This is a genomic window from Candidatus Pelagibacter sp. HIMB1506, assembly GCF_052047935.1.
In the GTDB taxonomy this organism is placed as follows: domain Bacteria; phylum Pseudomonadota; class Alphaproteobacteria; order Pelagibacterales; family Pelagibacteraceae; genus Pelagibacter.
The window spans coordinates 1,188,221-1,212,530 of the sequence record NZ_JBNAIS010000001.1 but is presented as its reverse complement, the minus strand read 5'-3'; the positions used below and the strand labels follow the sequence as shown (position 1 = coordinate 1,212,530).

The window sequence follows — 24,310 nt, the reverse complement described above, 5'->3', positions numbered from 1 at the left end:
TAATGAATAAACCTGTTCTAGCTAAATCAAAAGCTATTATAATTTTTTTAGTTTTTGCTTTAGGATATTTTATTTCTACTCTCTTAAGAGCAATAACTGCAACAATTTCACCTGAATTAGTAAATGAATTTAATCTTTCTGCGGGAGAGCTTGGATTATTGGGAGGTGGATATTTTCTAGGATTTGCAAGTGTACAAATCCCTTTAGGCTATATGCTAGACATGAGAGGTCCAAGAAAAATTGTTTCATACTTTTTATCATTAACCATTGTTGGTTTATTAATATTTGCTCTCGCTCAGAATTTTTTAACTCTTTTAGTATCTAGAATTATTATAGGAGTTGGTGTTGGAGCTTGTTTAATGGGGCCTTTGACAGCTTATCGGATTTGGTATCAAGATGAAACCCAACAACGTGCAAACTCATGGATGTTAATGGTCGGTGCAATTGGTATGTTGTCATCAAGTTTACCAGTTCAATTTTTCTTACCTATAATTGGTTGGAGAAATATTTTTTTGCTTTTAGCTTTCATAACTTTGGTTTGTATAATTTTGATAATTATTTTTATTCCTCAGTGGACTTCAAAAGGTAGTCAGAAAAACGATGATGCAAAATTGAGTATTGTTTGGCAAAATCAATTCTTCAGAAGTGTTATTCCAATGGGCTTTTTTAGCACTGGAGGATTATTTGCTATCCAAACACTATGGGCTGGTCCTTGGATGATAAAAGTATCTGGGTATAAACCAGAAGAAAGTGCAAAAGGGTTATTTTTAATTTATTTTTTTATGTTGCTATCATTTTTGATATGGGGCTATTTTGTTCCGAAATTTTCAAAGAACGTTAATGATGCAATCAGATTGTTGAAATATGGTTCACCATTAAGTTTATTGATATTGGGTGTAATTATTTATCTAGGTCCAAATACAGATTCAATTCATTGGGCATTATTCATAGTTTCAGCTGTATTTTTGTCCTTAATTCAGCCAGCAGTTGGGATGGCTTTCTCTGTATCTAATGCAGGCAAAGCTCTAACTTCTTATAATTTGTTAATATTTATAGGTGCTTTTTTTCTGCAATGGATAATCGGCCTTATTATAGATTTAGGATTAAGTTTAAATTATTCTGAAATTGCTTCATTTCAATTAGCAATGTCTTTTGTACTAGTTACGTCTTTAACTTCTTATTTATATTTTTTAGTAAAAAATAATTAACTTAGATGCTTATAAATTGTAGTTCTAGATACACCTAATTTTCTTGATGCTGCAGAAATATTATTAGTTTCACTAAAAGTAGATCTAATTAGAATACACTTTTCTCTTTTAATTTTTGTATCCTCGCAATTTTTACAAGCGTAAGTTTTGTTTTGCTTGCCAGTTTCTATAAATTTACTTTCTTTAAAATTTTGACTTTTGACCACAAAAACAGATGAACCTAAATGATCTGTTATCTTTAGAGTTTTATTATTTAAGATATCTGATGCAATTGATGAAAATGAAGTTGTAAAAATTTTATTAAAATTTTCATTTTTTAAATCAACTAGTCCATTAAGCATAATTTTTGCATTGTTATTTGCACCCACAATTAATCCATCCCCATTTATTGCCAGCATTCCAACACTAGTTGTAGTTAGATATTCTTGTCTTGGGTGAAAAGAAATAATTAATTCGTTTTCAAACTTTTTAATAAACAATTTGGTTTCGATACTTCTGGTTGCAAGTCTTACTAAAGCTAGCGTATGTTGTTCTCTGGACATTGAGTCTGTTGAAGCATCAATAATACCAATAATTTTACCGTCATAATTTATGATTGGACTTGCAAAGCACGAAATATTTTCATGAGCGGTAAAAAAGTGTTCTTTACCCGAAACGATAGTTGGTTTTTTTAGTTCAACAGATAATCCAAGACCGTTTGTTCCACAAATTTTTTCTGCCCAAATTGAACCTGGTATTACTGTTTTACCAACGTCAGTTTGTAAACAAGATTTGTCATAAATTGTATCTAAGACTAATCCTTTCTCATCTGAGTAAGCTACCATAAAATTTGTTCCTGCTATTTGGGAATATAAAAGTTCTAGTTCAGGAATAATTATTCTTCTGATAGTTTCATTTCGCTCTTTTATCTCTTTTAATTCGATTGATGAAATTACACTTTGTTTAGGATCATTAAATGGATCAAGGCCTTCACTGATACATCTTAACCAACTTTCGTTAATATCTTTTCCCATCTCATAAGAGCTCATATTCCTTTTATGTAGGATATTTCTAAGTTCGCTGTTTGAGTGACTTAAGTTTGACATTTTGAAAGTTTATTTGTTTTTTTAGATACAACAACCAACCACAGGTTGTAATTGTTAACTTTCTGTACATATAAAGATGCCGTTGACTCCATTCTACATCAGAACTTTAATAGTGTTAATGAAATATTAAAGGAGAGATAATAATGAAAGCACAGGTTTTGCATAAATACGACCCTGAAATGAAAGAAAAGGTCTGGGTCACAGGTGAGGAGATGCCAGATCCTAAAATTGAAAAGGCGTCAGACGTTATAGTTAAAATTGGTGCTGCAGGAGTTTGCAGAACTGATTTACATATTATTGAAGGAGTATGGAAACACATCCAAGATCCAGATGGAAAATTATTACCATGCGTAATGGGACATGAAAATGCTGGTTGGGTAGAAGATGTGGGTTCAGACGTTACTGAATTTAAAAAGGGTGATCCTGTAATATTACACCCACTTATTTCTGGAACAGGAGGAACTTGTTTAGATTGCAGAAGAGGTAATGATATGCATGCTGAAGCAGGCGCATTTCCTGGATTAAGTATTAAAGAAGGTGGCTACGCTGAACTATTAAAAACTAGCGTTAGAAATCTAATTAAACTTCCAAAAGTATTAGCGCCTAAAGATGTTGCACCTTTTTCAGATGCAGGTCTTACAGCTTATAGAGTAGTAAAAAAAGCAACAAGACATTTGCTACCTGGTCAGAGCTGTACAATTATTGGTGCAGGAGGTTTAGGTCACATCGCTATTCAATGTTTAAAAGCTATGTGTGCAGCAGATATTATTATTGTTGAAAAATCTGAAGCAGCATTGAAACATGCAATGGAACTTGGTGGTGACCACGGAGTTTTAATTGATGGAAACGAAATTGAAAAAGTTCAAGAACTAACAAAAGGAAAAGGTTCTGAAGCTGTAATTGATTTCGTAGGTGAAAAAGGATCTACTACCATGGGAATTCAAATGACTTCTAATGGTGGTTTTTACTACATAGTTGGATATGGAGAAGAAATTAAATCACTTGCAGTTGATTTAATTATTTCTGAGAAAACAATTGTAGGTAATTTAGTGGGAACGTGGTCTGAATTATATGAATTAATGGAGTTAGCTGACAGAGGTAAAGTTAAGCTTTCTATGCAGGAGTATAGTTTAGACGATGCTAATAAAGCGCTTCATGATCTTAACGATGGTAATGTTAAGGGACGAGCTGTTTTAGTTCCATAAAAAAAAAAAGAGAGGTGATAATGAAAATAATAAAAACCTGCTTAACGGCTGTAATATCAAGTATGATGATATTTAGCCCTATGGCATATGCTGATAAGTGGAGTGATCAATTCCCACATATCAAAGCAACAGGAGATATTCCAGGTGATTGTTCTTATGAGGAAATGTCTAAGAAAAATTACAAAGGAAAAACTCTTAAAATAAATACTCACGCAATTCCAGTAATGGGAGAGCCAACAGCTCTTCATGCTGAACAGTTTGAAAAATTAACTGGAGCTAAAGTTGAAGTTACTCATACACCAGCAGGTGATTTGTATTCTAAAGCAATGGTTCCTTTTCAAGCTGGACAAGCACCTTACGATATTGTGTTTGGATTTTCTAACTTTATCAATGACTGGAAAAGATATTTAGCACCAGTTCCTAAGAAGTATATGAACTCAACAGAGATGAAAGATGTAACTAAATCTCATATGGGAGTATCATCTTGGGATGGAACTATGTACCAGTATCCAGTTGATGGTGACAGACACTATCTAAAATATAGAAAAGACGTCATTGACAATCCTGAAATGCAAAAAAAATATAAAGCAGAAACAGGAAAAGATCTAAAAGTTCCAACAACTTGGAAAGAATATGCTGAGATGGCAAAATTCTTTAATGGTTGGGACTGGGATGGAGATGGTGAGTTAGAATATGGTTCAGCTGAAGTTATGAAAAAAGACGACTTAATGTTCGCAGCTTTTTTCAGCAGATCAGTTGCATATGCTAAAAATCCAAGAACTCCAGGTGGTTTCTTTTTTGATTTAGAGACTATGACACCAAACATTAATAATCCAGGTTTCGTTGAAGCTTTAACTGATTGGGTTGAAGCTACTAAATATGTTCCTCCAGGAGGAATTAACTTTGGTTTAGGTGACGAAATCGGTTCATTTGGTGGTGGACAAACTCTATTTAGTTTTTCATGGGATGATGCATTTATTGCAGCAATGCAAGATGATAGCCCTATTAAAAACAAAGTAGGTACAGCTCCGCTTCCAGGTGCTAACAAAGTTTGGAACAGAGTTTCAAATAGTTGGGAAAATCAATACAACCAAGCTCCTTACATTGTTTGGGGTTGGGCAGTTGGTGTTGCTAAGAAAAGTAAAGTAAAAGATATGGCGTTTGATTATCTTTGCTTCTTCTCAAACGGAGCAAACCACCAAGCTGACTTAGCAATTGGTAGATTTGGTGTTAACCCATTCAAAAACTCTGACTTCGACCCTAATATTTATATTAATAGCATGGGTTGGGATCCAGAGATCGCTAACAGTTACACTCAAACACTTTTAGATATGGAGAAAAGTCAAAATAGAGTTTTCCCTTTAAGAGTTCCAGGTGTATTTGAGTTTACAAGTGCTGTCGCTACAGGAACTTCTAAAGCTTTAGCAGGACAATTGTCTCCTCAAGAAGCATTAGATGAAGTTGCTAAAGAGTGGGAAGCAATTGTAAGCAGAGTAGGTAAAAAAGCAGTAAGAGATGCCTACGCTGTTGGTGTTAAAATGGAAGATAACCAACTGTAATAATACTTAATTTATGTGGCCATTTATTAAAATGGCCACATATAAAAAACATAATATAATCCAATTTTACAAATGAACTTTAAGCATAAATATTTCTTTCTGTTTCCAGGTCTATTTGTGCTTATTGGAATTTTAATTTTTCCAATTATTTTTGTAGTTAGATTAAGTTTATCTGGATGGAATAGTTATAATCCAGGTTTAGATTTTATAGGTATAGAAAACTATATACGACTTTTTACTGATGACCCAAGATTTTGGGAATCTTTTTTTAGATTAAGTTTTTTGTCTGTTACAACAGTAATTCTCCAGTATGTGATTGGATTTGCTCTTGCACATATGGTCTGGAAAGACATCAAATTTAAAAGATTTTTTAGAGTTTTATTTTTAGTCCCAATGATGACAACTCCGGTGATCATGACTGTTATTTGGAGAACTTTTTTTCATGAATCTTTGGGGCCAGTTAATGATATTTTATCTAATTTTGGTTTATCTCCAAAATGGTTAACAGATCCAGCTTTAGCTAAATTCACAGTAATCATAGTTGAGGTTTGGCAGTGGACACCATTTATGTTTCTACTTTTATTAGCAGGTTTATTATCATTACCAAAAGAACCATTTTTGGCTGCTGCAATTGATGGAGCTAGTCCTGTTAGAAAATTTATTTATGTAACTTTTCCATTAATGGCTCCCATATCAATTGGTGCAATAATTATAAGATTAATTGAGGCATCTAAAATTATGGATACGGTGTATGTTTTAACTTCTGGTGGTCCTGGAACTGCTACAGAAACATCAAGTTTTTATATTTTTATTAAAGGATTAAGAGAGTTTCAAATGGGATATGCAGCCTCAATGTCTTTTACTTACTTAATTATTATGATCATTAGTTTAACAATCATTGCAAAGGTTTTAACTAAATTACTTTTAAAAGAATAAATTATGAGCAAATTTTATACATTTCTAAAATATTTTTTTATTGTCTTTTGGGCAGTCTTTGTTGTTGCTCCATTTCTTTGGGCCTTAACTACATCGTTTAAAGATTTTCAATCTGTAAATGGTGGAGTTACTTACATACCATGGGTAGATTTTGAACCTAATCTAGAAGGTTGGAAAGTTCTGATAAAATCTCCAGCTAAAGGTGGCGTTGATATAGTAGAACCTTATTTCAATAGTTTGTTTGTAACATGTACAGCAAGTTTAATTAGTATAATTCTCGGAACGTTGTCAGCTTATGCGCTTTCTAGATATACATTTAAAGCAGGCTTTGTAAAAAATAATGACATTACATTTTTCTTTATTTCGCAAAGAATTATGCCACCAATTGTTTTATCAATTCCATTTTTCTTATTTTTAAGTTCAATTAATTTATTAGATAGCCTCGTAGGATTGATTGTAGTTTATATTGTTTTACTGATGCCTATTGCAGTTTGGATTATGGTTGATTTCTTTAATAAAGTTCCAAGAGAAATTGATGAAACAGCTTTGATTGATGGATGTAATCCTTATCAAGCTTTCTTAAAAGTGGTGCTACCAAACTCAATACCAGGATTAATTGTTGCTGGTATGTTTTGTATTATTTTTGGATGGATTGACTTTTTCTTTGCATTTATTTTAACTTTTACAGAAGTACAGTTATTACCAGTTAAAATAGTTGCTCTGAACTCATCTGTTACTCCATGGTGGAGTTTGTCAGCATCTGCTCTGGTTTCAGTTGCACCATTAATTATAGTAGCCTTCATAGTTGAGAGATACCTATCTAAAGGAAATTTATCAGGAGCAATTAAATAATGAATTTAATAGCTAACAATTTAACTTATAAACCAAGCGAGGAATATCACTTAAACGAAGTATCATTTAATTTTAAAGAGGGGAATTTATATACAATTCTTGGAAGAACTTTATCAGGTAAAACAACTTTATTAAAAACTATAGCTGGTCTTTTAACCCCAGACAGTGGTGCTATTGAATTTGATGGTAAGGATTTTTTAAAAGTTCCAGTTTGGAAAAGAAATGTAGCTATGGTGTATCAACAATTTATTAATTATCCTCATTTAAACGTATTTGAAAATATTGCGTTTCCTTTGAGACAAAGAAAAATCGATAATGAAGAAATCAAAAATAAAGTAATGGGGTCTTTAAAATCAGTTGGGTTAATTGGCTATGAAAACAGAAAAATACAGGAGTTGTCTGGTGGTCAGCAACAACGTGTCTCTTTAGCAAGATCATTAGTTAAAAACGCCAAAATATTATTGCTAGATGAACCTCTGGTTAATTTAGATTACAAATTGAGAGAACAGCTTAGAGAGGAATTTAAGAGTTTGTTTTCAAAAGGTTTAGCTGATGAAACTATCTTAATTTATTCTACTACAGACCCAAGAGAAACCATGGAATTAAATGGAGAAGTAATTGTTTTAGACGAGGGGAAAGTGCTACAAGTAGGTCCAGCAAAAGAAATATTTGAGAACCCAAGTTCTTTAAAAGTTGCTGAAATTTCTAACGACCCACCTATGAATATTATTGAAGCAGAAATATCTAATGAGCAAATAAGATTTGAAGGTATTGAAATAAAAGCACCCAATCATCTATCAAAGCTAACAGATAGCGGACTAAAGATTGGTTTAAGATCTTCAGATATTGAACTTAATGAAAATGGTTATGAATTTGAAGTTGAGCTTGCTGAAATTAGTGGTTCTGAAACTTTGCTCCATTTAAAAAGAGGAACTATAAAAATTATTATTTCTATAGAAGAGGTTTTGAATTTTAAAATTCATGACAAGATTAAAATAGATTTTAAAATAGATAGAGCTTATGCTTTTGCTGCTGATGGTAAATTAGCATCCTCACCATTTGGAGGAAACAATGGCTAAAATTGATTTAAGTAATATCTCACATTCTTACAATCCAAATGATCCAAATCCAGTTTATGCATTAAATCCATTTTCGATGACTTGGGAGAATGGAAATAGATATGCAATCTTAGGTCCTTCTGGATGTGGAAAAACAACGATGTTAAATATTGTTTCTGGATTAGTAAGACCATCAGCTGGAAAAATATTATTTGATGATAAGGATGTTACAGATTTAAAAACAGAAGAAAGAAATATTGCTCAAGTTTTTCAGTTTCCAGTAATTTATAACACCATGACAGTTTTTGAAAATCTTGCTTTTCCATTAAAGTGTAGAGATTTTTCAAAAGCTAAAATAGATGAAAGAGTTAATTCTGTTGCAGAAACTTTAAATTTAAAATCTTTTTTAAACTCTCCTGCACGAAAATTAACAGCAGATCAAAAACAATTGATATCTTTAGGAAGAGGTTTGGTTAGAGAAGATGTTGCTGCGGTTTTAATGGACGAGCCTTTAACTGTTATTGACCCTGATTTAAAATTTAGATTGAGAAGAAATCTAAAAGAAATAAACGAACAATACAAAACAACTTTAGTTTATGTAACACATGATCAAAACGAAGCCATGACATTTGCAGATAATATAATTGTGATGAGTGAAGGAGAAGTTGTACAAACAGGTTCACCTAAAGAATTATTTGAAAGACCTAATACAACTTTTGTTGGTTACTTTATTGGTTCACCTGCTATGAATTTATTTGATAGTGAAGCAACTTCAGAAAATACTGTTAAAATAAATAATACAATAATTAAGACGAATACAAATTTGTCTAATCTAAAAAGTAAAAATATAAAATTAGGAATTAGATCTGAGTTTATTAAAATTGCAAAAAATCAAAGTGAAAATCTTGTTGATGTAAATGTTCAAAAAGTTGAAGATTTTGGAAATTACAAATTGATTACTGCAAGAATGGATAATTTTGAAATTAAGTCTAAGGTTAATAGAGAAACTGAAATTTCAGGCGAAAAAATTAAACTTCATATACCAGCTGAAAAGTGCTGTATTTACGAAAATAACAAATTGATTTAAGTTTTAAATACTACCTATAATTGTAAAAAAATTCTATCTAACCCATTCTAGATCACTTTTTAGAAAGACTCTAATCTAATAATATGTTTTAGTGCTCTACAAGTTAATTAACTAGAGGAGAATAAATGATTAAGAATAAAAAATCTTTGAAGAGTTCTAAAACTCCTTCAAGAAGAAAGTTCTTCAAAGCAGCGGCAGCAACTGGTGCAGCAACAGCAGCAGCAGTGGCTATGCCAAACATTGCTTTAGGTGACGGTCACGTTACTTTAAAAATGCAAGCTGCTTGGCCATCAGGTGCTAACATATTTTTCGAAATGGCTTCAGACTATGCGAAAATGGTTAGTGACATGTCAGGTGGTAAATTAAAAATTGATGTGCAACCAGTTGGAGCAGTTGTAAAAACTTCTGAAATTGGTCAAGCAGTTAGTTCTGGAGTAGTAGATATGGGTCACTGGGTGACAGCATACTGGTACGGAAAAAACCCTGCTGCATCTCTTTTTGGAACAGGTCCCTCATACGGAATGTCGTCTCAAGAAGTTATGGGATGGATGGAGTATGGTGGAGGAAGAGCATTATATGAAGAAGCTGTAAAAAGTGTAGGATTTAATTACACAGGTTTCTTCCATATGCCAATGCCTGCACAGCCTTTTGGTTGGTTCAAAAAGAACGTAACTAAAGTATCTGATGTTAAAGGTATGAAGTATAGAACTGTTGGTCTAGCGACTAACGTTTTAACTGCTATGGGAATGGTTGTAAGACAGTTACCAGGTGGTGAAATCCAACCAGCAATGAAAACTGGTTTGATTGATGCTGCTGAGTTTAACAACCCAACATCAGACTCACAGTTTGGAATGCAAGACGTCTCTAAACACTATCACTTAGGAAGTTTCCACCAATCTCAGGAAATGTTTGAAATTCCTATGAACACTAAGAGACTAAACAGCCTTTCACCTGAACATCAAGCTATCTTGAGAAATGCTGCTTATGCTGCAAACTCAGATAACTACTTTAAAGCATTGGTTAGATATTCAACTGACCTTGCTAAGTTGATGAATGAGCATAAGGTTAATGTTTACCAAACGTCTGATGCTATCCTAGCAGAACAATTAAAAGGTTGGGATAAAGTTGTAGGAGAGTTTTCTGCTAAAGATGCTTTCTTCAAAAAAGTAGTAGACTCACAAAAAGCATACGCTAAGAGAACTATGAAGTATCTGTTGATGAATCAACCGAACTACAAATTAGCTTATGAAAATGAGTTTGGTCCAATCGAAAAAGTTAAAATCTAATTAACTTTAAAATAAATTTAAAAGGGGGTTGAAAAACCCCCTTTTTTTTACACGTATTTTAATATATTTCTTTGATATGAAGCCATTTATACAATTTGCAGATACTCTCAGCACATCAATGGGGAAAGCTTTTTCTTGGTGCATAGTAGTTTTAATGGGAGGAACTGTTTATGAAGTAGTTATGGCCTATGTTTTTAATTCACCTACACTTTGGAACTTTGATTTTAGTATGCAGATGTATGGTGCAATTTTAATGATGTCAGGAGCATATTGTTTAGCTACGGAATCTCACGTAAGAGGAGATGTTATATATAGATTGTTTAGTCAAAGAACTCAGGCTTGGATTGATTTAGTTTTATACTTTATTTTCTTTTTTCCAGGTGTGATCGCGTTAGCTTTTTATGGATATGAATATGCTGCGCTTGCTTGGAAAATAAAAGAGACTAGTTGGAGTAGTCCAGCTCAAATCCAAATTTATATGGTTAAATCGATGATACCAGCTGCAGGTGTTTTATTAATTATTCAAGGCATCAGTGAAGTATTTAGATCTATTATATGTATTCAAACAGGACAATGGCCAGCACGAATGGTCGTTGCTGAAGAAACAGAACAAGTTTTAATGAGAACAGCTCAAGAAGAGGACAAAAAAAATGTTATTTAGTTTAACAAATCCAGAAATTGCAATTTTAATGATGGGTATGTTTTTGTTTGCAGTTCTTTTAGGTTTCCCGATTGCTTTCACTTTAATGGCTATGGGAATAGGCTTTGGATATTTTGCTTATTACGATGCAACAATGATGGAGCACATTTTTGATAATCGTATATTCCAATTGTTTGTTCAAAATACTTATACTGTTATGGACAACAACGTTCTTACGGCTGTGCCTTTATTTTTATTCATGGGATATTTAGTTGAAAGAGCAGGGATCGTAGCTAAACTATTTTTTGCAATTAGATTGGCCGCACATAGACTTCCAGCTTCAATGGCGGTAGCTGCACTAATTACTTGTACATTATTTTCGACAGCTACAGGAATTATTGGTGCTGTTGTAACTTTGATGGGACTGTTAGCATGGCCTGCAATGGTTAAAGCAGGTTATGATAAAAAATTTGCGTCAGGAATTATTTGCGCTGGTGGATGTTTAGGAATTTTAATTCCACCGAGTATTATGCTTATTGTTTATTCAGTAATAGCCCAACTATCACCATTAAGACTTTTTGCAGCAGCAATATTTCCAGGTCTACTTTTAGCAGGTCTTTACATTGCATATGCAGTATTTAGAGCATGGTTAAATCCATCTATTGCTCCTAGACCTCCTAAAGAAGATATTCCACCAACTGGTGAAATTTTAAAAGAAGTTTTGGTTTCTTTTGTTCCACTGTTTGGTTTAATTATGCTTGTATTAGGTACTATTTTGGCAGGTATTGCAACTCCAGCAGAAGCAGCTGCAGCAGGAGCTTTTGGAGCAATACTTTTATCTTGGTTTTATAAAACACTTAAATGGCAAAACTTTAAAGAGTCTGTTTTTTTAACAGCTAAAACAACTGCAATGATCATGTGGCTGTTTATTGGTTCCTGGACTTTTTCATCGGTGTTTTCTTATTTGGGGGGACACGAGGTTTTTGAACACTTCTTTACTTCTATAAATATTACGACTTGGCAGTTTTTAATTATCACTCAAATAATTATTTTTCTTCTAGGATGGCCTTTAGAATGGACTGAAATTTTAATTATTTTTGTTCCAATATTTTTACCCTTGTTAGAAGTATTTGGTGTTAATCCATATTTCTTTGCAATGTTAATTGCTTTAAATTTACAAACATCGTTTTTAACACCACCCATGGCTATGTCGGCTTATTATTTAAAAGGAGTTCAAAAATCTAATGTTGAACTTATGGATATATTCAGAGGAATAATGCCATTTTTAGCAATTGTAATATTTGCGATGTTTTTAATGTATATGTTCCCAGGAATAGCGCTTTGGTTACCGGAAACTTTATTTGCACAATAAAAGAAAATGACAGATGTTTTTTCATTAAAAGTTGAAGAACTTGCTGTAAAAATTAAAGAAGCACAAATTACATCAGTAGAGTTGTGTACAATTTATATAGACAGAGTAAATAAATTTGAAAAAGACGTAAAAGCATGGGCGCATTTAGATAAAAAACTTTTACTAGAAAAGGCATCAGAGGCTGATGAACATAGGAAATCAGGCAAACCACTCGGTCCACTTCATGGAATACCTGTTGCGGTAAAAGATATCGTTGGAACTGTTGATATGCCTACAGAATGTGGAACATCAATAAGAAAAGGGAAATCATATTCTCAAAATGCTGAAATAGTTGATCTATTAATATCTGCTGGAGCAATTATAATGGGCAAAACATCAACATCAGAATTGGCATTTTTAGGTCCTTCAAAAACTACAAATCCTCATGATTATTCCAGAACCCCAGGTGGATCATCTAGTGGATCTGCAGCAGCAGTAGCTTCTTTTATGGCTCCGCTTGCAATTGGTTCTCAAACAGGAGGTTCGGTTATAAGACCTGCATCTTATTGTGGAGTTGTTGGTTATAAGCCCAGTTATGGATTAATAAGTAGAAATGGAGTTCTTAAAACATCTGAAAAATTAGATCACATCGGTGTTTTTGGAAGATCGGTAGAAGATGTTGCTCTTCTTGCTAAAATTTTAATCAAAAAAGATAATTATGACACAGCAACAGTTCATTACTCTAGTGATGAAATGTTAGTAGAAACAAAAAAAGGACCTTTGTTTGATCCTAAATTTATTTTTTACAAGACTGATCATTGGAAGCTTCTTGGAAAAAAATCAAGAGAAGCATTTGAATACTTTATAAAATCATTCAAAAATAATATCGAAGTTTTTGATACACCTTCGTACTTTAAAGATATTCATAAATACCATCAAATAATTTATGAGACGGATTTAGCTAATAATTTTTCACTCTATTATAAAAAATATAAGAAAAAATTATCTAAGTATATGCAAGATGCAATTTCCAAAGGTAACAAACATTCTGCAAAAGAATATGCAGAAGCTATAGATTTTATGAAAAGAAGTTATGAATCTTATAAGGAAGTTTTTGAGGATTATCATGGAGTTTTATCCCCATCTAGTCCTGGAGTAGCACTGAAAGGTTTAAAAAGCACAGGAACGGCAGAATTTAATAAAGTATGGTCTTATTTAGGTACACCTTGTATATCATTACCTATACTTCAAGGTGAAAACAATTTACCTTTAGGTGTACAATTAATTGGCGCAAAATATGATGATCAAAGATTTTTAGGTGTTGCTAATTGGTTAGAAAAGGAATGTAATAATTAAATGCAAAAATTTACAACATTTTTAGGTTCTCTTCTCGCAATTGCTTTTTTAGTAGGACTTGCAACAACGTTGACTAGATCATCGATGATTGGATTTTTTGATGTTCTTCCTGTTTATATTTTAATGGGTGGAGCAATTTTTATGATGGTTTACGAAGCGTTTTTCGATAAAAAATAATTTTTCTTAATATACAATTGTCTAGTCAAAATAAAAATTTATTAGCTTTATCTCTTTTATTTATTCAACCGATATTCATGGCATCTAATTTAATTGTTGCTAGAGGTGGTGTTGAGTTTGTACCCCCAATTTCATTAGCTTTTTGGAGGTGGACGTTTGTATTTTTACTTCTTTTACCTTTCACATATTCATCATTAAAAAAAAATTTCAAAGTTATTAAAAATGAATACTCAAAATTATTTTTTCTAGGCGCAATGGGATGTGGAGTTTGTGGGGCTTTTCCTTTTTTAGCAGGTAAAACGACAACTGTTACAAATATGGGAATTATTTATACCTCATCTCCTATTTTTATAATTATGATTTCTGCAATATTTTTTAAAGAAAAAATTAATTTATTAAAAATTATTGGTTTGATTTCGTGTTTAGTTGGAGTTTTAGCAATTATTATTAAAGGAGATTTAAATTTACTTTTAAATTTAAATTTCACCATTGGAGATTTATGGATGTTGGCAGCTGCGATTGGCTGGGCCTTATATTCGATTTATTTATTTTACTGGAAATCTCAATTATCGATTTTTACTAGATTTTCTATGATATCTTTTTTTGGCGCAGTTAGTTTATTTCCATTTTATTTGGCAGAAGAAATTTATTTTGAACAAACTATATTTAATTCTGATTTTTTATTGTGGACTATATTTGCAGCCGTTTCACCAGGAATTATAGCATTTACTTTATATACTAAAGCTCAAGAAAGCTTAGGAGCTTCACTTACTGGTTTTACTTTGTATGTATTTACTATCTATGCAGCAATTTATGGATTTATATTGTTTGATGAAAATTTAGAAACATTTCATTATATTGGTACCGCACTTGTTTTTGTTGGAGTTTACTTAGCAAAGAAAAATTATGATACCAAAACCTAGGAAGTTAATTTTGCAAATTATAATTTGGATCTTCGTTATATATCTTATTTTACTAGCTTATCTTTTTATATTTCAAAGAAATCTAATGTATCATCCCCAGGAAAATAATTATTCAGGAGATAAAATAGAAGTAGAAATAGAAAAAGTTCAAATTCAAACAGCAGATAACATTAGCCTTTTAGGATGGTTTCATAAAAAAGATTTGAAAAAATTTAAGACCGTTGTTTATTTTCATGGAAATGCAGGAAGCCTAGAAAATAGAATTCATAAATTAAATCATTTTAAAAATATGGATGTAAATTTTTTAATTATCGCTTGGCGTGGATTTAGTGGAAATTTAGGAAAACCATCTGAAAATGCTTTATATGAGGATGGAAAAAGCGCAATTAACTGGCTTAAAAATAAAGGTTTGAGTGACAGTGATTTAATCATTTATGGAGAGTCACTTGGCACAGGAATTGCAACTGAGGTTTCTCAAAATAAAAAATATGCTGGTTTAATTTTAGAAACACCTTTCACTTCAATGATTGCTGCAGCTAAGAATTTTTATCCATACATTCCTGTCTCTCTAATATTGAAAGATAAATATAAAAATGATGAAAAAATAAAAAATATTAATATTCCAGTTTTAGTTATGCATGGCGAAAAAGATCAAATTGTTCCTTTTTCAATGGGAAAGAAGATGTTTGATTTAGCAAATGATCCAAAGTCCTCTTATTTTACCAAACATGACGATCATATGATGGAATTTGATAATAATATGGTTTTCCAACTAGGTTCATTTATAAAAAGTTTAAATTAAGCCACAATCAAAACAATTTTATTCCAAAAATTCTAATTAATTTCTAACCATGAAGAAATTATTCATTTATATTTTTTTGACTTTTCTTATTTCAGGAACTTCTTTTTCTAAAGAAAATTTGTCTTCAATTGAAAATTTATTTTTTATTGATCAAATGAACTCGCATGATGAAAATTTTGCTTTGTATTTTAAACCAAGAGCAAAGGCTATATTAGCAAAAGGGGAAGTAAGTAATTACATCAATGATTACCCTAAAGATCTCTATATATATGATTATAAAACAGAAGTATCATCACCATTGATTTCTTATGAATGGTTTCCAAGAAAAGCAAAAAATTTTTTGAAGGAATATAATTTTCCAGTTTTTCCAGATGATTTTGCTTATTATCTATTAAAGGATAACAAAACATTGGTCATGATTAGTGCTGTTAAAAGTTTAAAAGTAAATTTCAAATACGATATTGTTGAAAAGAAATTAGATTTATATCCAACTAATGGAAAGTTTGATTTCATTATTTCCTCTATTGCAAAGGACTGCGGACACTACAAATTTAAGGATAATTATAGATGTAGTTTCTATAAACCTTTAATATCTAGTAATTTAATTAAGTAATTTGTGTAAACGCATCAGCAAATTTTTCAGCTTCAAAAATTTGCAGATCATCTTCCTTTTCACCTAAACCAAGTGCAATAATTGGTATTTTATACTTTTTGGCTACAGCCAGAAGTATTCCTCCCTTAGCTGTTCCATCTAATTTTGTCATTACCAAGCCTGTAATTGGGATAATTTTATTAAATTCTTCAACTTGATTTAAAACGTTTTGCCCTGAAGTTGCATCTAAAACTAAAATAACATCATGAGGTGCACTTTCATCTATTTTTTTAGTAACGTTTGCTATTTTTTTATATTCTTCCATCAGGTTTTTTTTATTTTGTAATCTTCCAGCAGTATCAATTAAAACTTGATTAAAATTGTTTGATATAGATGTTTCTATTGCTTTATAGGCGACAGATGCAGGATCAGAACCTTGTGAAGATTTTGTAATTTCAACATCAATTTTTTTTGCCCAATTTTCTAATTGTTCTATAGCAGCAGCTCTAAATGTATCTGATGCTGCCAACATAACTTTATTTCCATTTTCTTTTAATATTTTACTAATTTTACCAATAGTTGTTGTTTTACCAACGCCGTTAACTCCAGAAACTAAAATAGCATTAAGTTTTTCTTTATTCTTAAAAAATTCGTTATTTTCTAGAGGTTTCATAACTGAGATAATGTAGTCTTTAAGAATATTATTTATCTCAGCAGTTAAATCTTTGTTTGGATCTATTTTTGTTTTTGATATTATTTCTCTAATTTCTGAGGCAGAAGCTACCCCAACATCTGATTGAATTAAATAATCTTCAATTCTGTCTAAAGCTTTGTCATCAATTTCTTTTTTGACAACTATATCTCTTAAGCCCGATGTAAAAGCTGAAGCACTTTTTTTAAATCCTGATTTAAATTTTTCGAAAATTCCCATTAAATTTCTATATCGATTTCTTTTATATCAGAAACAGGACCTTTCATGTGGATACTATTGTTTTCATCTATAAATATCGTCAATCTTCCAGTAGAAAATTCGATGTTAACTTTATCGCTAGCAAGTCCTGCCTGTTTAGCAGCAAAGGCAGTAGCACAAGCTGCAGTTCCACATGCTTTTGTCAAACCAGCTCCTCTTTCCCAAACTTTTACCTTTATTAACTCTTTGTTTACTATTGTGGCTATTGTGACATTACATTTTTCTGGAAAAAGTTTGTGGTTTTCTATTTCTGGGCCAATTTTTTCTATTTTGAATTGTTCGTTGTCTTCCACAAAAAAAATTATATGAGGATTTCCAACATTGACGGCTGTTCCTCCAAAAAATTCATTATTATTTGAATCAACAATTTTAATATTTAAGTTTTTAGTTTCTAATTCTTGAGATAATGGAATTTCATTCCATTTAGTTCTGCCCAAACCAATTTCAGTAGATACTAATTTTTCTCCTAAAATATGAGATTTTAAATGGCCAGATAAAGTTGTTAATATAATTGTGTCTTTATTTTTTTCTTTTCCTAATAGCTCAGCCACACACCTTGTACCATTTCCACATGCACCAGAAACCCCACCATCAGAGTTAAAAAATTCTATTGAAGCATCGTAATTTTGGTCTTTATTAATTAATATAAGTTGGTCGCATCCTATAAAGTTTCTGTCACAAATTTTAATTATTTGGTCTTTGGTAAGATTTGTAACTTTTTCTCTATTATCAATAATTACAAAATCATTGCCTAAACCGTCCATTTTAAATGCTTTAATATTCATAATTAGATATTTAACTTATTTATTGACTTTTTGAACCTCTATTATAGGTTGTTGCCGTTTCCGCAAAAACATTAACTTTGTGGTGTCTTTGGAAACAAAGAGATCGACACTAGTCAGCGAGAGTTCGCCCACTAGTGCGTTACTGCTATGCGTAACAAAAAAATATATGTTTGAAAATTTAACAAATAAATTTGAAGAAATTTTTTCTTCTTTAAAAAAAGCACCCTCTCTGAATGAAGCTCAGGTAGATGAGGGCTTGAGAAGTATTAGGCAAGCATTGCTTGAGGCAGATGTTTCTTTAGATGTTGCAAAAGAGTTTGTTGAAAACGTAAAACCTAAAGCTTTAGGACAAGAAATCATAAGATCAACTTCTCCTGGAGACATGGTTGTAAAAATTGTCTACGATGAGCTAGTAAACTTACTAGGTTCTAGCAATGCAGATATAAATTTAAATGCTGTACCACCAGTTCCTATGATGATGGTTGGTTTGCAGGGTTCGGGTAAGACAACTTCTACTGCAAAATTAGCTAAATATTTAGAAGATAACAAAAAGAAAAAAGTGATGATGGTCAGTTTGGATATTTATAGGCCAGCAGCACAAGAACAGCTTAGATCTTTAGGTGAACAGAATAATATTTTGACACTTCCAATTATTGAAGGTCAACAACCAACTGATATTTGCCAAAGAGCCATGAGTGCAGCAAATCTAAATGGAGCAGATATAATTTTGTTTGATACAGCTGGGAGAACACAAATTGATTTACAAATGATGAGCGAGATCAAACAAATTGAGAGCATTATTAATCCAGCAGAAACTTTTCTTGTAGCGGACTCTCTTACAGGTCAAGTTGCTGCTTCAGTTGCAAAAGAGTTCAAAAACACAGTTAACTTATCTGGAATAATCTTAACTAGAGCTGACGGTGATGCCAGAGGCGGAGCTGCTGTGAGTATGAAATATGTATCAAATGTTCCGATAAAATTTTTGGGTATAGGTGAAAAAATAGAAAATTTTGAGGTATTTCATCCAGATAGAATAGCAAATAGAATTTTAGGAATGGGAGACATTGTTTCTCTTGTAGAAAAAGCTGCACAAGATTTAGGTGAAGAGAACATTAAAAAAGCTGAAGAAAATTTAAAAAAGGGTCAATTCTCTATGGAAGATTACCTTTCTCAATTAAGACAAATGAAAAAAATGGGAGGCATTGAGGGGATCATGTCTTTTATGCCAGGAGTATCTAAAATTAAATCTCAAATGGATTCAGCAGGGATTGACGAAAGTATTATAACAAAAAACGAAGCTATCATTTTATCAATGACAAAAAAAGAGAGAGAGAATCCAAAAGTAATTGATGGTTCAAGAAAAAAAAGAATTGCTAATGGCTCTGGCACAGATCCAGCCACTATCAATAAATTGCTTAAGCAATTTAAAATGATGTCTGAAATGATGAAAAAGATGTCAAAAGGAAATCTGAAAGGTATGTCTGATCATGGGATACCACCAGAGCTATTTAATAAACTAAAATAATAAAATAAGGAGAACAAATGTTAAAACTTAGATTATCAAGGGGAGGCTCTAAAAAGAGACCAGTTTACAAAGTTGTTGTAGCTGACAGTCGTTTCCCAAGAGATGGAAGATTTATAGAAAAAGTTGGTTTTTTTAACCCACTACTTCCTAAAGATAAAAAAGAAAGAGTAGGTCTTGAAGCTGAAAGAATTAAATATTGGCTAGGTCAAGGTGCTAAACCAACAACAAGAGTTGCAAGAATTTTAGGTGAAAATGATTTAATCCCTATGCCAGCAGCTGGAAATAACCCAAATAAAGCTGTTCCTAAAAAAGAAAGAAATAAAAAAGAGGAAGATGGTGCAGAAGCCCCTAAAGCTCCAGCAGCAGAAGCTCCAAAGGAAGAAGCTCCTAAAGCAGAAGCAGCTCCAGCAGCAGAAGCTCCAAAGGAAGAAGCTCCTAAAGCAGAAGCAGCTCCAGCAGCAGAGGCTCCAAAGGAAGAAGCTCCAGCTGAGGAAAAAAAATAAACTGAGGACAGTATATGTGGCAAGCTCAAGTGTTTACACTTTATCCAGATATTTTTCCTGGTCCTTTGTCTAAAGGTCTATATGGAAAAGCAATGTCTAAAAATATTTGGAATTTAAAAGTAGTAAACATTAGAGATGCTGCTGAGGATAAACACAAAACTGTGGATGACACTCCCTATGGAGGTGGTTCAGGAATGTTGATGAAAGCTGATGTATTAGCAAAATCATTAGATCAAAATAAAAATGAGGGAGAAAAAATATTATATTTATCTCCAAGAGGAAAAAAATTTGATCAAAATTATGCCAAAGAACTATCAAAGGAAAAATCGGTTTCGATAATTTGTGGACACTTCGAAGGAGTTGATGAAAGAGTGTTAAGCACGAGAAATATAGAAGAAGTTAGTATTGGAGACTTTATTTTATCAGGAGGAGAGTCAGCAGCATTTGTGGTGATTGATAGTATTTTGAGACTTTTACCCGGTGTTCTGGGAAATGAGAATTCTACAGTAAACGAAAGTTTTGAAAATGGATTATTAGAGTATCCACAGTTCACAAAACCTCAAATTTGGGAGGAAAAAGCGGTTCCAGAAGTACTTTTGTCAGGAGATCACAGTAAAATTAAACACTGGCGTTTATCTCAATCTGAGGCTATAACACGCGTCCGAAGACCAGATTTATGGGAAAAATATAAGAAGAATTAATTTGATAAATATAACTATGAAAACAATTGAAGAGATAAATCAACATAACGTTAAAAAAATACTTTCAGAAAAAAAGATACCTGAATTCTACCCTGGAGATGTAGTTAAAGTAGGTGTTAGAATTACAGAGGGAAAAAAAGAGAGAATTCAATATTTTGAAGGCGTTTGTATTGCAAAAAAAAGCAGAGATTTAAACTCGTCTTTCACAGTTAGAAAAATTTCTTTTGGTGAAGGTGTTGAAAGAACATTTCCACTTTATGGAACTCTAATTGACTCAATTAAAGTTATTAGATCAGGAAAAGTAAGAAGAGCAAAATTATACTATCTAAGAGACAGAACAGGTAAATCAGCAAGGATTGCAGAAAAAATCAGAAAAAAAATTGGTATTGATGTTGATGCAAAACCTGAAACAGTTACTGAAGAAAATGTAGCACCACCAACAGAAGCTCCAAAAGAAGAGGCTCCTAAAGTAGAAGCAGCACCAGCTGCAGAAGCTCCAAAAGAAGAAGCCCCTAAGACAGAAGAAGCTACTGCCGAACAATCAACAGAAAGTACTTCAGAAAAAAAATAATTTTTTTTTCAATGTCCACTACTCTTTACGATAAAATTTGGAATGATCATTTAGTAGATCAGCAAGAAGATGGAACAGCTTTATTGTTTGTCGATAGACATTTAATTCATGAAGTTACTAGTCCACAAGCTTTTGAAGGTTTAAGAAATTCAAATAGAAAAGTTCGTCATCCTAATTTAACTTTAGCTGTTGCTGATCATAATGTTCCAACGACAGATAGAACTAAAGGGATATCAGATCAGGAATCAAAAATACAAGTTGATACATTAGAATCAAATTGTAAGGAATTTGGTGTACAGCTTTTTGGTATGGATGATAAACGACAAGGAATTGTTCATATTATTGGACCAGAACAAGGTTTTACTCAACCAGGAACAGTTATTGTATGTGGAGATAGTCATACCGCAACTCATGGTGCTTTTGGATCATTAGCTTTTGGTATTGGAACATCTGAAGTTGAACATGTTTTAGCAACGCAAACACTCGTTCAAAAGAAAGCAAAAAATTTTAGAATTAATGTTAATGGAACACTTCCATTAGGAGTAACATCTAAAGATGTAATACTTCAAATCATTGGAAAGATTGGTACTGCAGGTGGAACAGGTTGTGTAGTTGAATATGCAGGAGATTTAATAAGATCTTTGAGTGTTGAACAGAGAATGACTATTTGCAATATGACCATTGAGGGTGGTGCAAGAGCTGGATTAATTGCTCCAGATGAAAAAATATTTGAATATTTAAAAGGTAAACCCATGTCTCCAAAAGGAGAAAATTGGGAAAAGGCACTGGAATACTGGAAAAGTTTAAAAACAGATGCTGATGCAAGTTTTGATAAAGAAATAAATCTTAATGCAAATGATATTTTACCAATGATTACTTGGGGGACTTCACCTCAAGATGTAATTACAATCGATGGAAAAGTACCAAATCCTCAAAATGAAAAAGATGAGGATAAAAAGAACTCAATTGAAAGAGCATTAAAATATATGGGACTAACACCTGATATGGCAGCAACTGATATCAAGATAGATAAAGTTTTTATTGGAAGCTGTACAAATGGAAGAATTGAAGATTTAAGAGAAGCTGCCAAAATCTTAAAGGACAAAAAAATATCATCTCATGTAAATGCTATTGTAGTTCCCGGGTCAGGATTGGTTAAAGAACAAGCTGAGCAAGAAGGTTTAGATAAAATATTTGTAAATTCAGGATTTGAATGGAGAGAGCCAGGCTGTTCTATGTGTTTAGCAATGAATGCAGATAAATTAAAACCAGAGGAAAGATGTGCATCTACTTCAAACAGAAACTTTGAAGGAAGACAGGGAAGAGGCGGCAGAACGCATCTAGTAAGCCCTGGGATGGCAGCTGCAGCTGCAATCTCTGGTAATTTAGATGATGTAAGAAAGTATCAAAATTAAATGCAAAAATTTAATACATTAAAAAGTATTCCAGCTTATTTACCAATCGTAAATATCGATACAGATATGATTATTCCTAAGCAATTTTTAAAAACAATAAAAAGAACTGGACTTGGAAAAAATTTGTTTTTTGAAATGAGATATGACGATAATGGAAAAGAAATTAATGATTTTGTATTAAATCAGGAACCATTTAATAACTCAAAAATTTTAATTGCAGGAAACAATTTTGGATGTGGTTCATCAAGAGAGCATGCTCCATGGGCATTGTTAGATTTTGGAATTACTTGTGTGATTAGTTCAAGTTATGCTGATATTTTTTATAGTAATTGTTTTAAAAATGGAATTTTACCAATAATTCTCGAAGAAGAAAAAATAAAAGAACTTTCTGAATACGCAAATAGAAAAGAGGAAATTTCTGTAGACTTAAATGATCAAAAAATTATTTATGGAAACAATGAAATTAAATTTGAAATAGATCCATTTAAGAAAAAATGTTTGCTAGAAGGATTAGATGACATTGCTCTTTCTTTAAAAAAATCTGACAAAATTGAAAATTTTGAAAATCAATTAAAAGATAAAAAACCTTGGATTTTTAATGATTAAAGTTAAAAAAAGAAAAATTCTATTATTACCAGGAGATGGTATTGGACCTGAAGTAATTGGAGAGGTTAAAAAAATAATTAACTGGTTCAATGATAAAAAATCCTTAGACTTTGAAATAGATGAAGATCTTGCTGGTGGATGTTCTTACGATAAACATGGTACACCAATAACAGATGAAGTTTTTTATAAAGCTTTAGAGAGTGAAGTTGTTATGCTTGGTGCAGTGGGAGGACCCAAGTGGGATAATATTGAGTTTTCAAAAAAACCTGAGAGAGCTTTATTAAAATTAAGAAAAGAATTAAAATTATTTGCAAATTTGAGACCTGCAATATGTTTTGAACAATTAGTTGGCGCATCAACACTTAAACCAGAGGTGGTTTCTGGTTTAGATATAATGATTGTAAGAGAATTAACAGGTGGAATTTATTTTGGTGAACCAAGAGGTATTAAACCAATAGAAAATGGTGAAAGAAAAGGAATAAACACTCATACTTATACTACTAGTGAAATTACTAGAGTTGCAAGAGTTGCTTTTGATCTTGCTAGAAAAAGATCAAACAAAGTTACCTCTTGTGAGAAATCTAATGTTATGGAAGCTGGACAACTATGGAAAGAAGAAGTTCAGGAACTTTATGAAAAAGAATACAAAGATGTTGAGTTAAGCCATATGCTTGCAGATAACTGTGCAATGCAATTACTTAGAAATCCAAAACAATTTGACGTAATTGTTACTGATAATTTATTTGGTGATATGCTTTCAGATCAAGCTTCAATGTTAACAGGATCTTTAGGATTATTACCTTCTGCATCTTTGGGTGCAAAAAATAAAGATGGTGAAATGAGAGCAATGTATGAACCCATACATGGTTCAGCTCCTGATATTGCAGGAAAAGGGCTAGCAAATCCAATTGCAACAGTATTAAGTTTTGCAATGGCTTTAAGATATTCTTTAAATCTTGATAATGAAGCTGATGCTTTAGAAAATGCAGTACAAGCTGTGTTAAATGATGGTCTAAGAACGAAAGATATCCTTTCTGAGGGTATGAAAGAAGTATCTACTTCGCAAATGGGCGACGCGATAATTTCAAAATTGCAATAAACCTCTAAGTATTCTAAG

General features: G+C 32.1%; 25 protein-coding genes. 22 read left to right on the top strand and 3 right to left on the bottom strand.

Annotated elements, in window-relative coordinates; genetic code table 11:
• Positions 1 to 2: 2 nt before the first annotated feature.
• Positions 3 to 1,208 carry an MFS transporter gene (locus ACTTA8_RS06470; protein ID WP_440654997.1) on the top strand — a complete coding sequence of 402 codons (1,206 nt, stop codon included), beginning with the start codon at positions 3 to 5 and terminating at the stop codon, positions 1,206 to 1,208.
• Here the strand turns inward: ACTTA8_RS06470 and ACTTA8_RS06465 are convergent.
• The gene (locus ACTTA8_RS06465; RefSeq protein ID WP_440654996.1) at positions 1,205 to 2,293 is read right to left on the bottom strand and encodes a GAF domain-containing protein; all 1,089 of its coding nucleotides are present in this window, start codon (positions 2,291 to 2,293) and stop codon (positions 1,205 to 1,207) included. The genes ACTTA8_RS06470 and ACTTA8_RS06465 overlap by 4 nt on opposite strands.
• Before the next feature lie 143 nt (positions 2,294 to 2,436).
• Between ACTTA8_RS06465 and ACTTA8_RS06460 the strand changes: the two genes are divergently transcribed.
• The 14 genes from ACTTA8_RS06460 to ACTTA8_RS06395 all read left to right on the top strand — a co-directional run bounded on the left by ACTTA8_RS06460 (position 2,437) and on the right by ACTTA8_RS06395 (position 16,138).
• On the top strand, positions 2,437 to 3,498 hold the full coding sequence (locus ACTTA8_RS06460; RefSeq protein ID WP_440654995.1) for an NAD(P)-dependent alcohol dehydrogenase: 1,062 nt from the start codon (positions 2,437 to 2,439) through the stop codon (positions 3,496 to 3,498).
• 20 nt (positions 3,499 to 3,518) lie between these two features.
• Positions 3,519 to 5,057 (top strand): extracellular solute-binding protein, encoded by a 1,539-nt coding sequence (locus tag ACTTA8_RS06455; protein ID WP_440654994.1) that lies wholly within the window; start codon positions 3,519 to 3,521, stop codon positions 5,055 to 5,057.
• A gap of 72 nt (positions 5,058 to 5,129) precedes the next feature.
• A complete protein-coding gene (locus ACTTA8_RS06450) occupies positions 5,130 to 5,993 on the top strand; it encodes a carbohydrate ABC transporter permease (protein ID WP_085114993.1) in 864 nt (287 codons plus the stop codon).
• A gap of 3 nt (positions 5,994 to 5,996) precedes the next feature.
• Positions 5,997 to 6,845 carry a carbohydrate ABC transporter permease gene (locus ACTTA8_RS06445; protein ID WP_440654993.1) on the top strand — a complete coding sequence of 283 codons (849 nt, stop codon included), beginning with the start codon at positions 5,997 to 5,999 and terminating at the stop codon, positions 6,843 to 6,845.
• Positions 6,845 to 7,924, top strand: a complete 1,080-nt coding sequence (locus ACTTA8_RS06440) for an ABC transporter ATP-binding protein (RefSeq protein ID WP_440654991.1) — start codon at positions 6,845 to 6,847, stop codon at positions 7,922 to 7,924. The genes ACTTA8_RS06445 and ACTTA8_RS06440 overlap by 1 nt, the downstream gene beginning before the upstream one ends.
• Positions 7,917 to 8,990 carry an ABC transporter ATP-binding protein gene (locus tag ACTTA8_RS06435; RefSeq protein ID WP_440635399.1) on the top strand — a complete coding sequence of 358 codons (1,074 nt, stop codon included), beginning with the start codon at positions 7,917 to 7,919 and terminating at the stop codon, positions 8,988 to 8,990. Before ACTTA8_RS06440 ends, ACTTA8_RS06435 begins: the two co-directional genes overlap by 8 nt.
• A gap of 125 nt (positions 8,991 to 9,115) precedes the next feature.
• Complete coding sequence (locus ACTTA8_RS06430; RefSeq protein WP_262589921.1) at positions 9,116 to 10,276, top strand: TRAP transporter substrate-binding protein; 1,161 nt, start codon at positions 9,116 to 9,118, stop codon at positions 10,274 to 10,276.
• A 76-nt stretch (positions 10,277 to 10,352) separates the two neighbouring features.
• Complete coding sequence (locus tag ACTTA8_RS06425; RefSeq protein WP_440654990.1) at positions 10,353 to 10,937, top strand: TRAP transporter small permease subunit; 585 nt, start codon at positions 10,353 to 10,355, stop codon at positions 10,935 to 10,937.
• Entirely contained in the window at positions 10,927 to 12,288 is a 1,362-nt protein-coding gene (locus tag ACTTA8_RS06420; protein ID WP_262589918.1) for a TRAP transporter large permease, read from the top strand. Before ACTTA8_RS06425 ends, ACTTA8_RS06420 begins: the two co-directional genes overlap by 11 nt.
• A 6-nt stretch (positions 12,289 to 12,294) precedes the next feature.
• Positions 12,295 to 13,623: an amidase gene (locus ACTTA8_RS06415; protein ID WP_440654988.1), complete on the top strand. Its 1,329-nt coding sequence runs from the start codon at positions 12,295 to 12,297 to the stop codon at positions 13,621 to 13,623.
• Positions 13,624 to 13,800: a hypothetical protein gene (locus ACTTA8_RS06410; RefSeq protein ID WP_179850415.1), complete on the top strand. Its 177-nt coding sequence runs from the start codon at positions 13,624 to 13,626 to the stop codon at positions 13,798 to 13,800.
• Between the two features lie 17 nt (positions 13,801 to 13,817).
• On the top strand, positions 13,818 to 14,723 hold the full coding sequence (locus tag ACTTA8_RS06405; protein WP_440654987.1) for a DMT family transporter: 906 nt from the start codon (positions 13,818 to 13,820) through the stop codon (positions 14,721 to 14,723).
• Between the two features lie 85 nt (positions 14,724 to 14,808).
• Positions 14,809 to 15,525 (top strand): alpha/beta hydrolase, encoded by a 717-nt coding sequence (locus tag ACTTA8_RS06400; RefSeq protein WP_440654986.1) that lies wholly within the window; start codon positions 14,809 to 14,811, stop codon positions 15,523 to 15,525.
• Between the two features lie 49 nt (positions 15,526 to 15,574).
• Positions 15,575 to 16,138: a hypothetical protein gene (locus ACTTA8_RS06395; protein ID WP_440654984.1), complete on the top strand. Its 564-nt coding sequence runs from the start codon at positions 15,575 to 15,577 to the stop codon at positions 16,136 to 16,138.
• On the opposite strand, the gene ftsY is transcribed toward ACTTA8_RS06395, so the two are convergent.
• Complete coding sequence (gene ftsY / locus ACTTA8_RS06390) at positions 16,131 to 17,048, bottom strand: signal recognition particle-docking protein FtsY (protein ID WP_440654983.1); 918 nt, start codon at positions 17,046 to 17,048, stop codon at positions 16,131 to 16,133. The two genes, ACTTA8_RS06395 and ftsY, sit on opposite strands and share 8 nt — an antisense overlap.
• Positions 17,048 to 17,872, bottom strand: coding sequence for a diaminopimelate epimerase (gene dapF / locus ACTTA8_RS06385; protein ID WP_440633094.1), 825 nt, complete (start codon positions 17,870 to 17,872; stop codon positions 17,048 to 17,050). The genes ftsY and dapF overlap by 1 nt, the downstream gene beginning before the upstream one ends.
• A 166-nt stretch (positions 17,873 to 18,038) precedes the next feature.
• On the opposite strand from dapF, the gene ffh reads away from it, so the two are divergent.
• The 7 genes from ffh to leuB are packed head-to-tail and all read left to right on the top strand — an operon-like array spanning position 18,039 to position 24,292.
• Positions 18,039 to 19,397 (top strand): signal recognition particle protein, encoded by a 1,359-nt coding sequence (ffh, locus tag ACTTA8_RS06380; RefSeq protein ID WP_440654982.1) that lies wholly within the window; start codon positions 18,039 to 18,041, stop codon positions 19,395 to 19,397.
• A 17-nt stretch (positions 19,398 to 19,414) separates the two neighbouring features.
• Positions 19,415 to 19,900, top strand: a complete 486-nt coding sequence (gene rpsP, locus ACTTA8_RS06375) for a 30S ribosomal protein S16 (protein ID WP_440654981.1) — start codon at positions 19,415 to 19,417, stop codon at positions 19,898 to 19,900.
• A 14-nt stretch (positions 19,901 to 19,914) separates the two neighbouring features.
• Complete coding sequence (gene trmD / locus ACTTA8_RS06370) at positions 19,915 to 20,601, top strand: tRNA (guanosine(37)-N1)-methyltransferase TrmD (protein ID WP_075506095.1); 687 nt, start codon at positions 19,915 to 19,917, stop codon at positions 20,599 to 20,601.
• 16 nt (positions 20,602 to 20,617) lie between these two features.
• A complete protein-coding gene (gene rplS, locus ACTTA8_RS06365) occupies positions 20,618 to 21,172 on the top strand; it encodes a 50S ribosomal protein L19 (RefSeq protein WP_262589909.1) in 555 nt (184 codons plus the stop codon).
• A gap of 11 nt (positions 21,173 to 21,183) precedes the next feature.
• Entirely contained in the window at positions 21,184 to 22,587 is a 1,404-nt protein-coding gene (gene leuC, locus ACTTA8_RS06360; RefSeq protein WP_440654979.1) for a 3-isopropylmalate dehydratase large subunit, read from the top strand.
• The gene (gene leuD / locus ACTTA8_RS06355; protein WP_440613682.1) at positions 22,588 to 23,193 is read left to right on the top strand and encodes a 3-isopropylmalate dehydratase small subunit; all 606 of its coding nucleotides are present in this window, start codon (positions 22,588 to 22,590) and stop codon (positions 23,191 to 23,193) included.
• On the top strand, positions 23,186 to 24,292 hold the full coding sequence (leuB, locus tag ACTTA8_RS06350) for a 3-isopropylmalate dehydrogenase (protein ID WP_440654978.1): 1,107 nt from the start codon (positions 23,186 to 23,188) through the stop codon (positions 24,290 to 24,292). Before leuD ends, leuB begins: the two co-directional genes overlap by 8 nt.
• The last annotated feature ends 18 nt before the right edge of the window (positions 24,293 to 24,310 follow it).

What these genes read in the sequence shown, in the direction of transcription:
- ACTTA8_RS06470 (WP_440654997.1), top strand. Translation starts at nt 3, where the DNA reads ATGAATAAACCTGTTCTAGCTAAATCAAAAGCTATTATAATTTTTTTA.
- ACTTA8_RS06465 (WP_440654996.1), bottom strand. Translation starts at nt 2,293, where the DNA reads ATGTCAAACTTAAGTCACTCAAACAGCGAACTTAGAAATATCCTACAT.
- ACTTA8_RS06460 (WP_440654995.1), top strand. Translation starts at nt 2,437, where the DNA reads ATGAAAGCACAGGTTTTGCATAAATACGACCCTGAAATGAAAGAAAAG.
- ACTTA8_RS06455 (WP_440654994.1), top strand. Translation starts at nt 3,519, where the DNA reads ATGAAAATAATAAAAACCTGCTTAACGGCTGTAATATCAAGTATGATG.
- ACTTA8_RS06450 (WP_085114993.1), top strand. Translation starts at nt 5,130, where the DNA reads ATGAACTTTAAGCATAAATATTTCTTTCTGTTTCCAGGTCTATTTGTG.
- ACTTA8_RS06445 (WP_440654993.1), top strand. Translation starts at nt 5,997, where the DNA reads ATGAGCAAATTTTATACATTTCTAAAATATTTTTTTATTGTCTTTTGG.
- ACTTA8_RS06440 (WP_440654991.1), top strand. Translation starts at nt 6,845, where the DNA reads ATGAATTTAATAGCTAACAATTTAACTTATAAACCAAGCGAGGAATAT.
- ACTTA8_RS06435 (WP_440635399.1), top strand. Translation starts at nt 7,917, where the DNA reads ATGGCTAAAATTGATTTAAGTAATATCTCACATTCTTACAATCCAAAT.
- ACTTA8_RS06430 (WP_262589921.1), top strand. Translation starts at nt 9,116, where the DNA reads ATGATTAAGAATAAAAAATCTTTGAAGAGTTCTAAAACTCCTTCAAGA.
- ACTTA8_RS06425 (WP_440654990.1), top strand. Translation starts at nt 10,353, where the DNA reads ATGAAGCCATTTATACAATTTGCAGATACTCTCAGCACATCAATGGGG.
- ACTTA8_RS06420 (WP_262589918.1), top strand. Translation starts at nt 10,927, where the DNA reads ATGTTATTTAGTTTAACAAATCCAGAAATTGCAATTTTAATGATGGGT.
- ACTTA8_RS06415 (WP_440654988.1), top strand. Translation starts at nt 12,295, where the DNA reads ATGACAGATGTTTTTTCATTAAAAGTTGAAGAACTTGCTGTAAAAATT.
- ACTTA8_RS06410 (WP_179850415.1), top strand. Translation starts at nt 13,624, where the DNA reads ATGCAAAAATTTACAACATTTTTAGGTTCTCTTCTCGCAATTGCTTTT.
- ACTTA8_RS06400 (WP_440654986.1), top strand. Translation starts at nt 14,809, where the DNA reads ATGTATCATCCCCAGGAAAATAATTATTCAGGAGATAAAATAGAAGTA.
- ACTTA8_RS06395 (WP_440654984.1), top strand. Translation starts at nt 15,575, where the DNA reads ATGAAGAAATTATTCATTTATATTTTTTTGACTTTTCTTATTTCAGGA.
- ftsY (WP_440654983.1), bottom strand. Translation starts at nt 17,048, where the DNA reads ATGGGAATTTTCGAAAAATTTAAATCAGGATTTAAAAAAAGTGCTTCA.
- dapF (WP_440633094.1), bottom strand. Translation starts at nt 17,872, where the DNA reads ATGAATATTAAAGCATTTAAAATGGACGGTTTAGGCAATGATTTTGTA.
- ffh (WP_440654982.1), top strand. Translation starts at nt 18,039, where the DNA reads ATGTTTGAAAATTTAACAAATAAATTTGAAGAAATTTTTTCTTCTTTA.
- rpsP (WP_440654981.1), top strand. Translation starts at nt 19,415, where the DNA reads ATGTTAAAACTTAGATTATCAAGGGGAGGCTCTAAAAAGAGACCAGTT.
- trmD (WP_075506095.1), top strand. Translation starts at nt 19,915, where the DNA reads ATGTGGCAAGCTCAAGTGTTTACACTTTATCCAGATATTTTTCCTGGT.
- rplS (WP_262589909.1), top strand. Translation starts at nt 20,618, where the DNA reads ATGAAAACAATTGAAGAGATAAATCAACATAACGTTAAAAAAATACTT.
- leuC (WP_440654979.1), top strand. Translation starts at nt 21,184, where the DNA reads ATGTCCACTACTCTTTACGATAAAATTTGGAATGATCATTTAGTAGAT.
- leuD (WP_440613682.1), top strand. Translation starts at nt 22,588, where the DNA reads ATGCAAAAATTTAATACATTAAAAAGTATTCCAGCTTATTTACCAATC.
- leuB (WP_440654978.1), top strand. Translation starts at nt 23,186, where the DNA reads ATGATTAAAGTTAAAAAAAGAAAAATTCTATTATTACCAGGAGATGGT.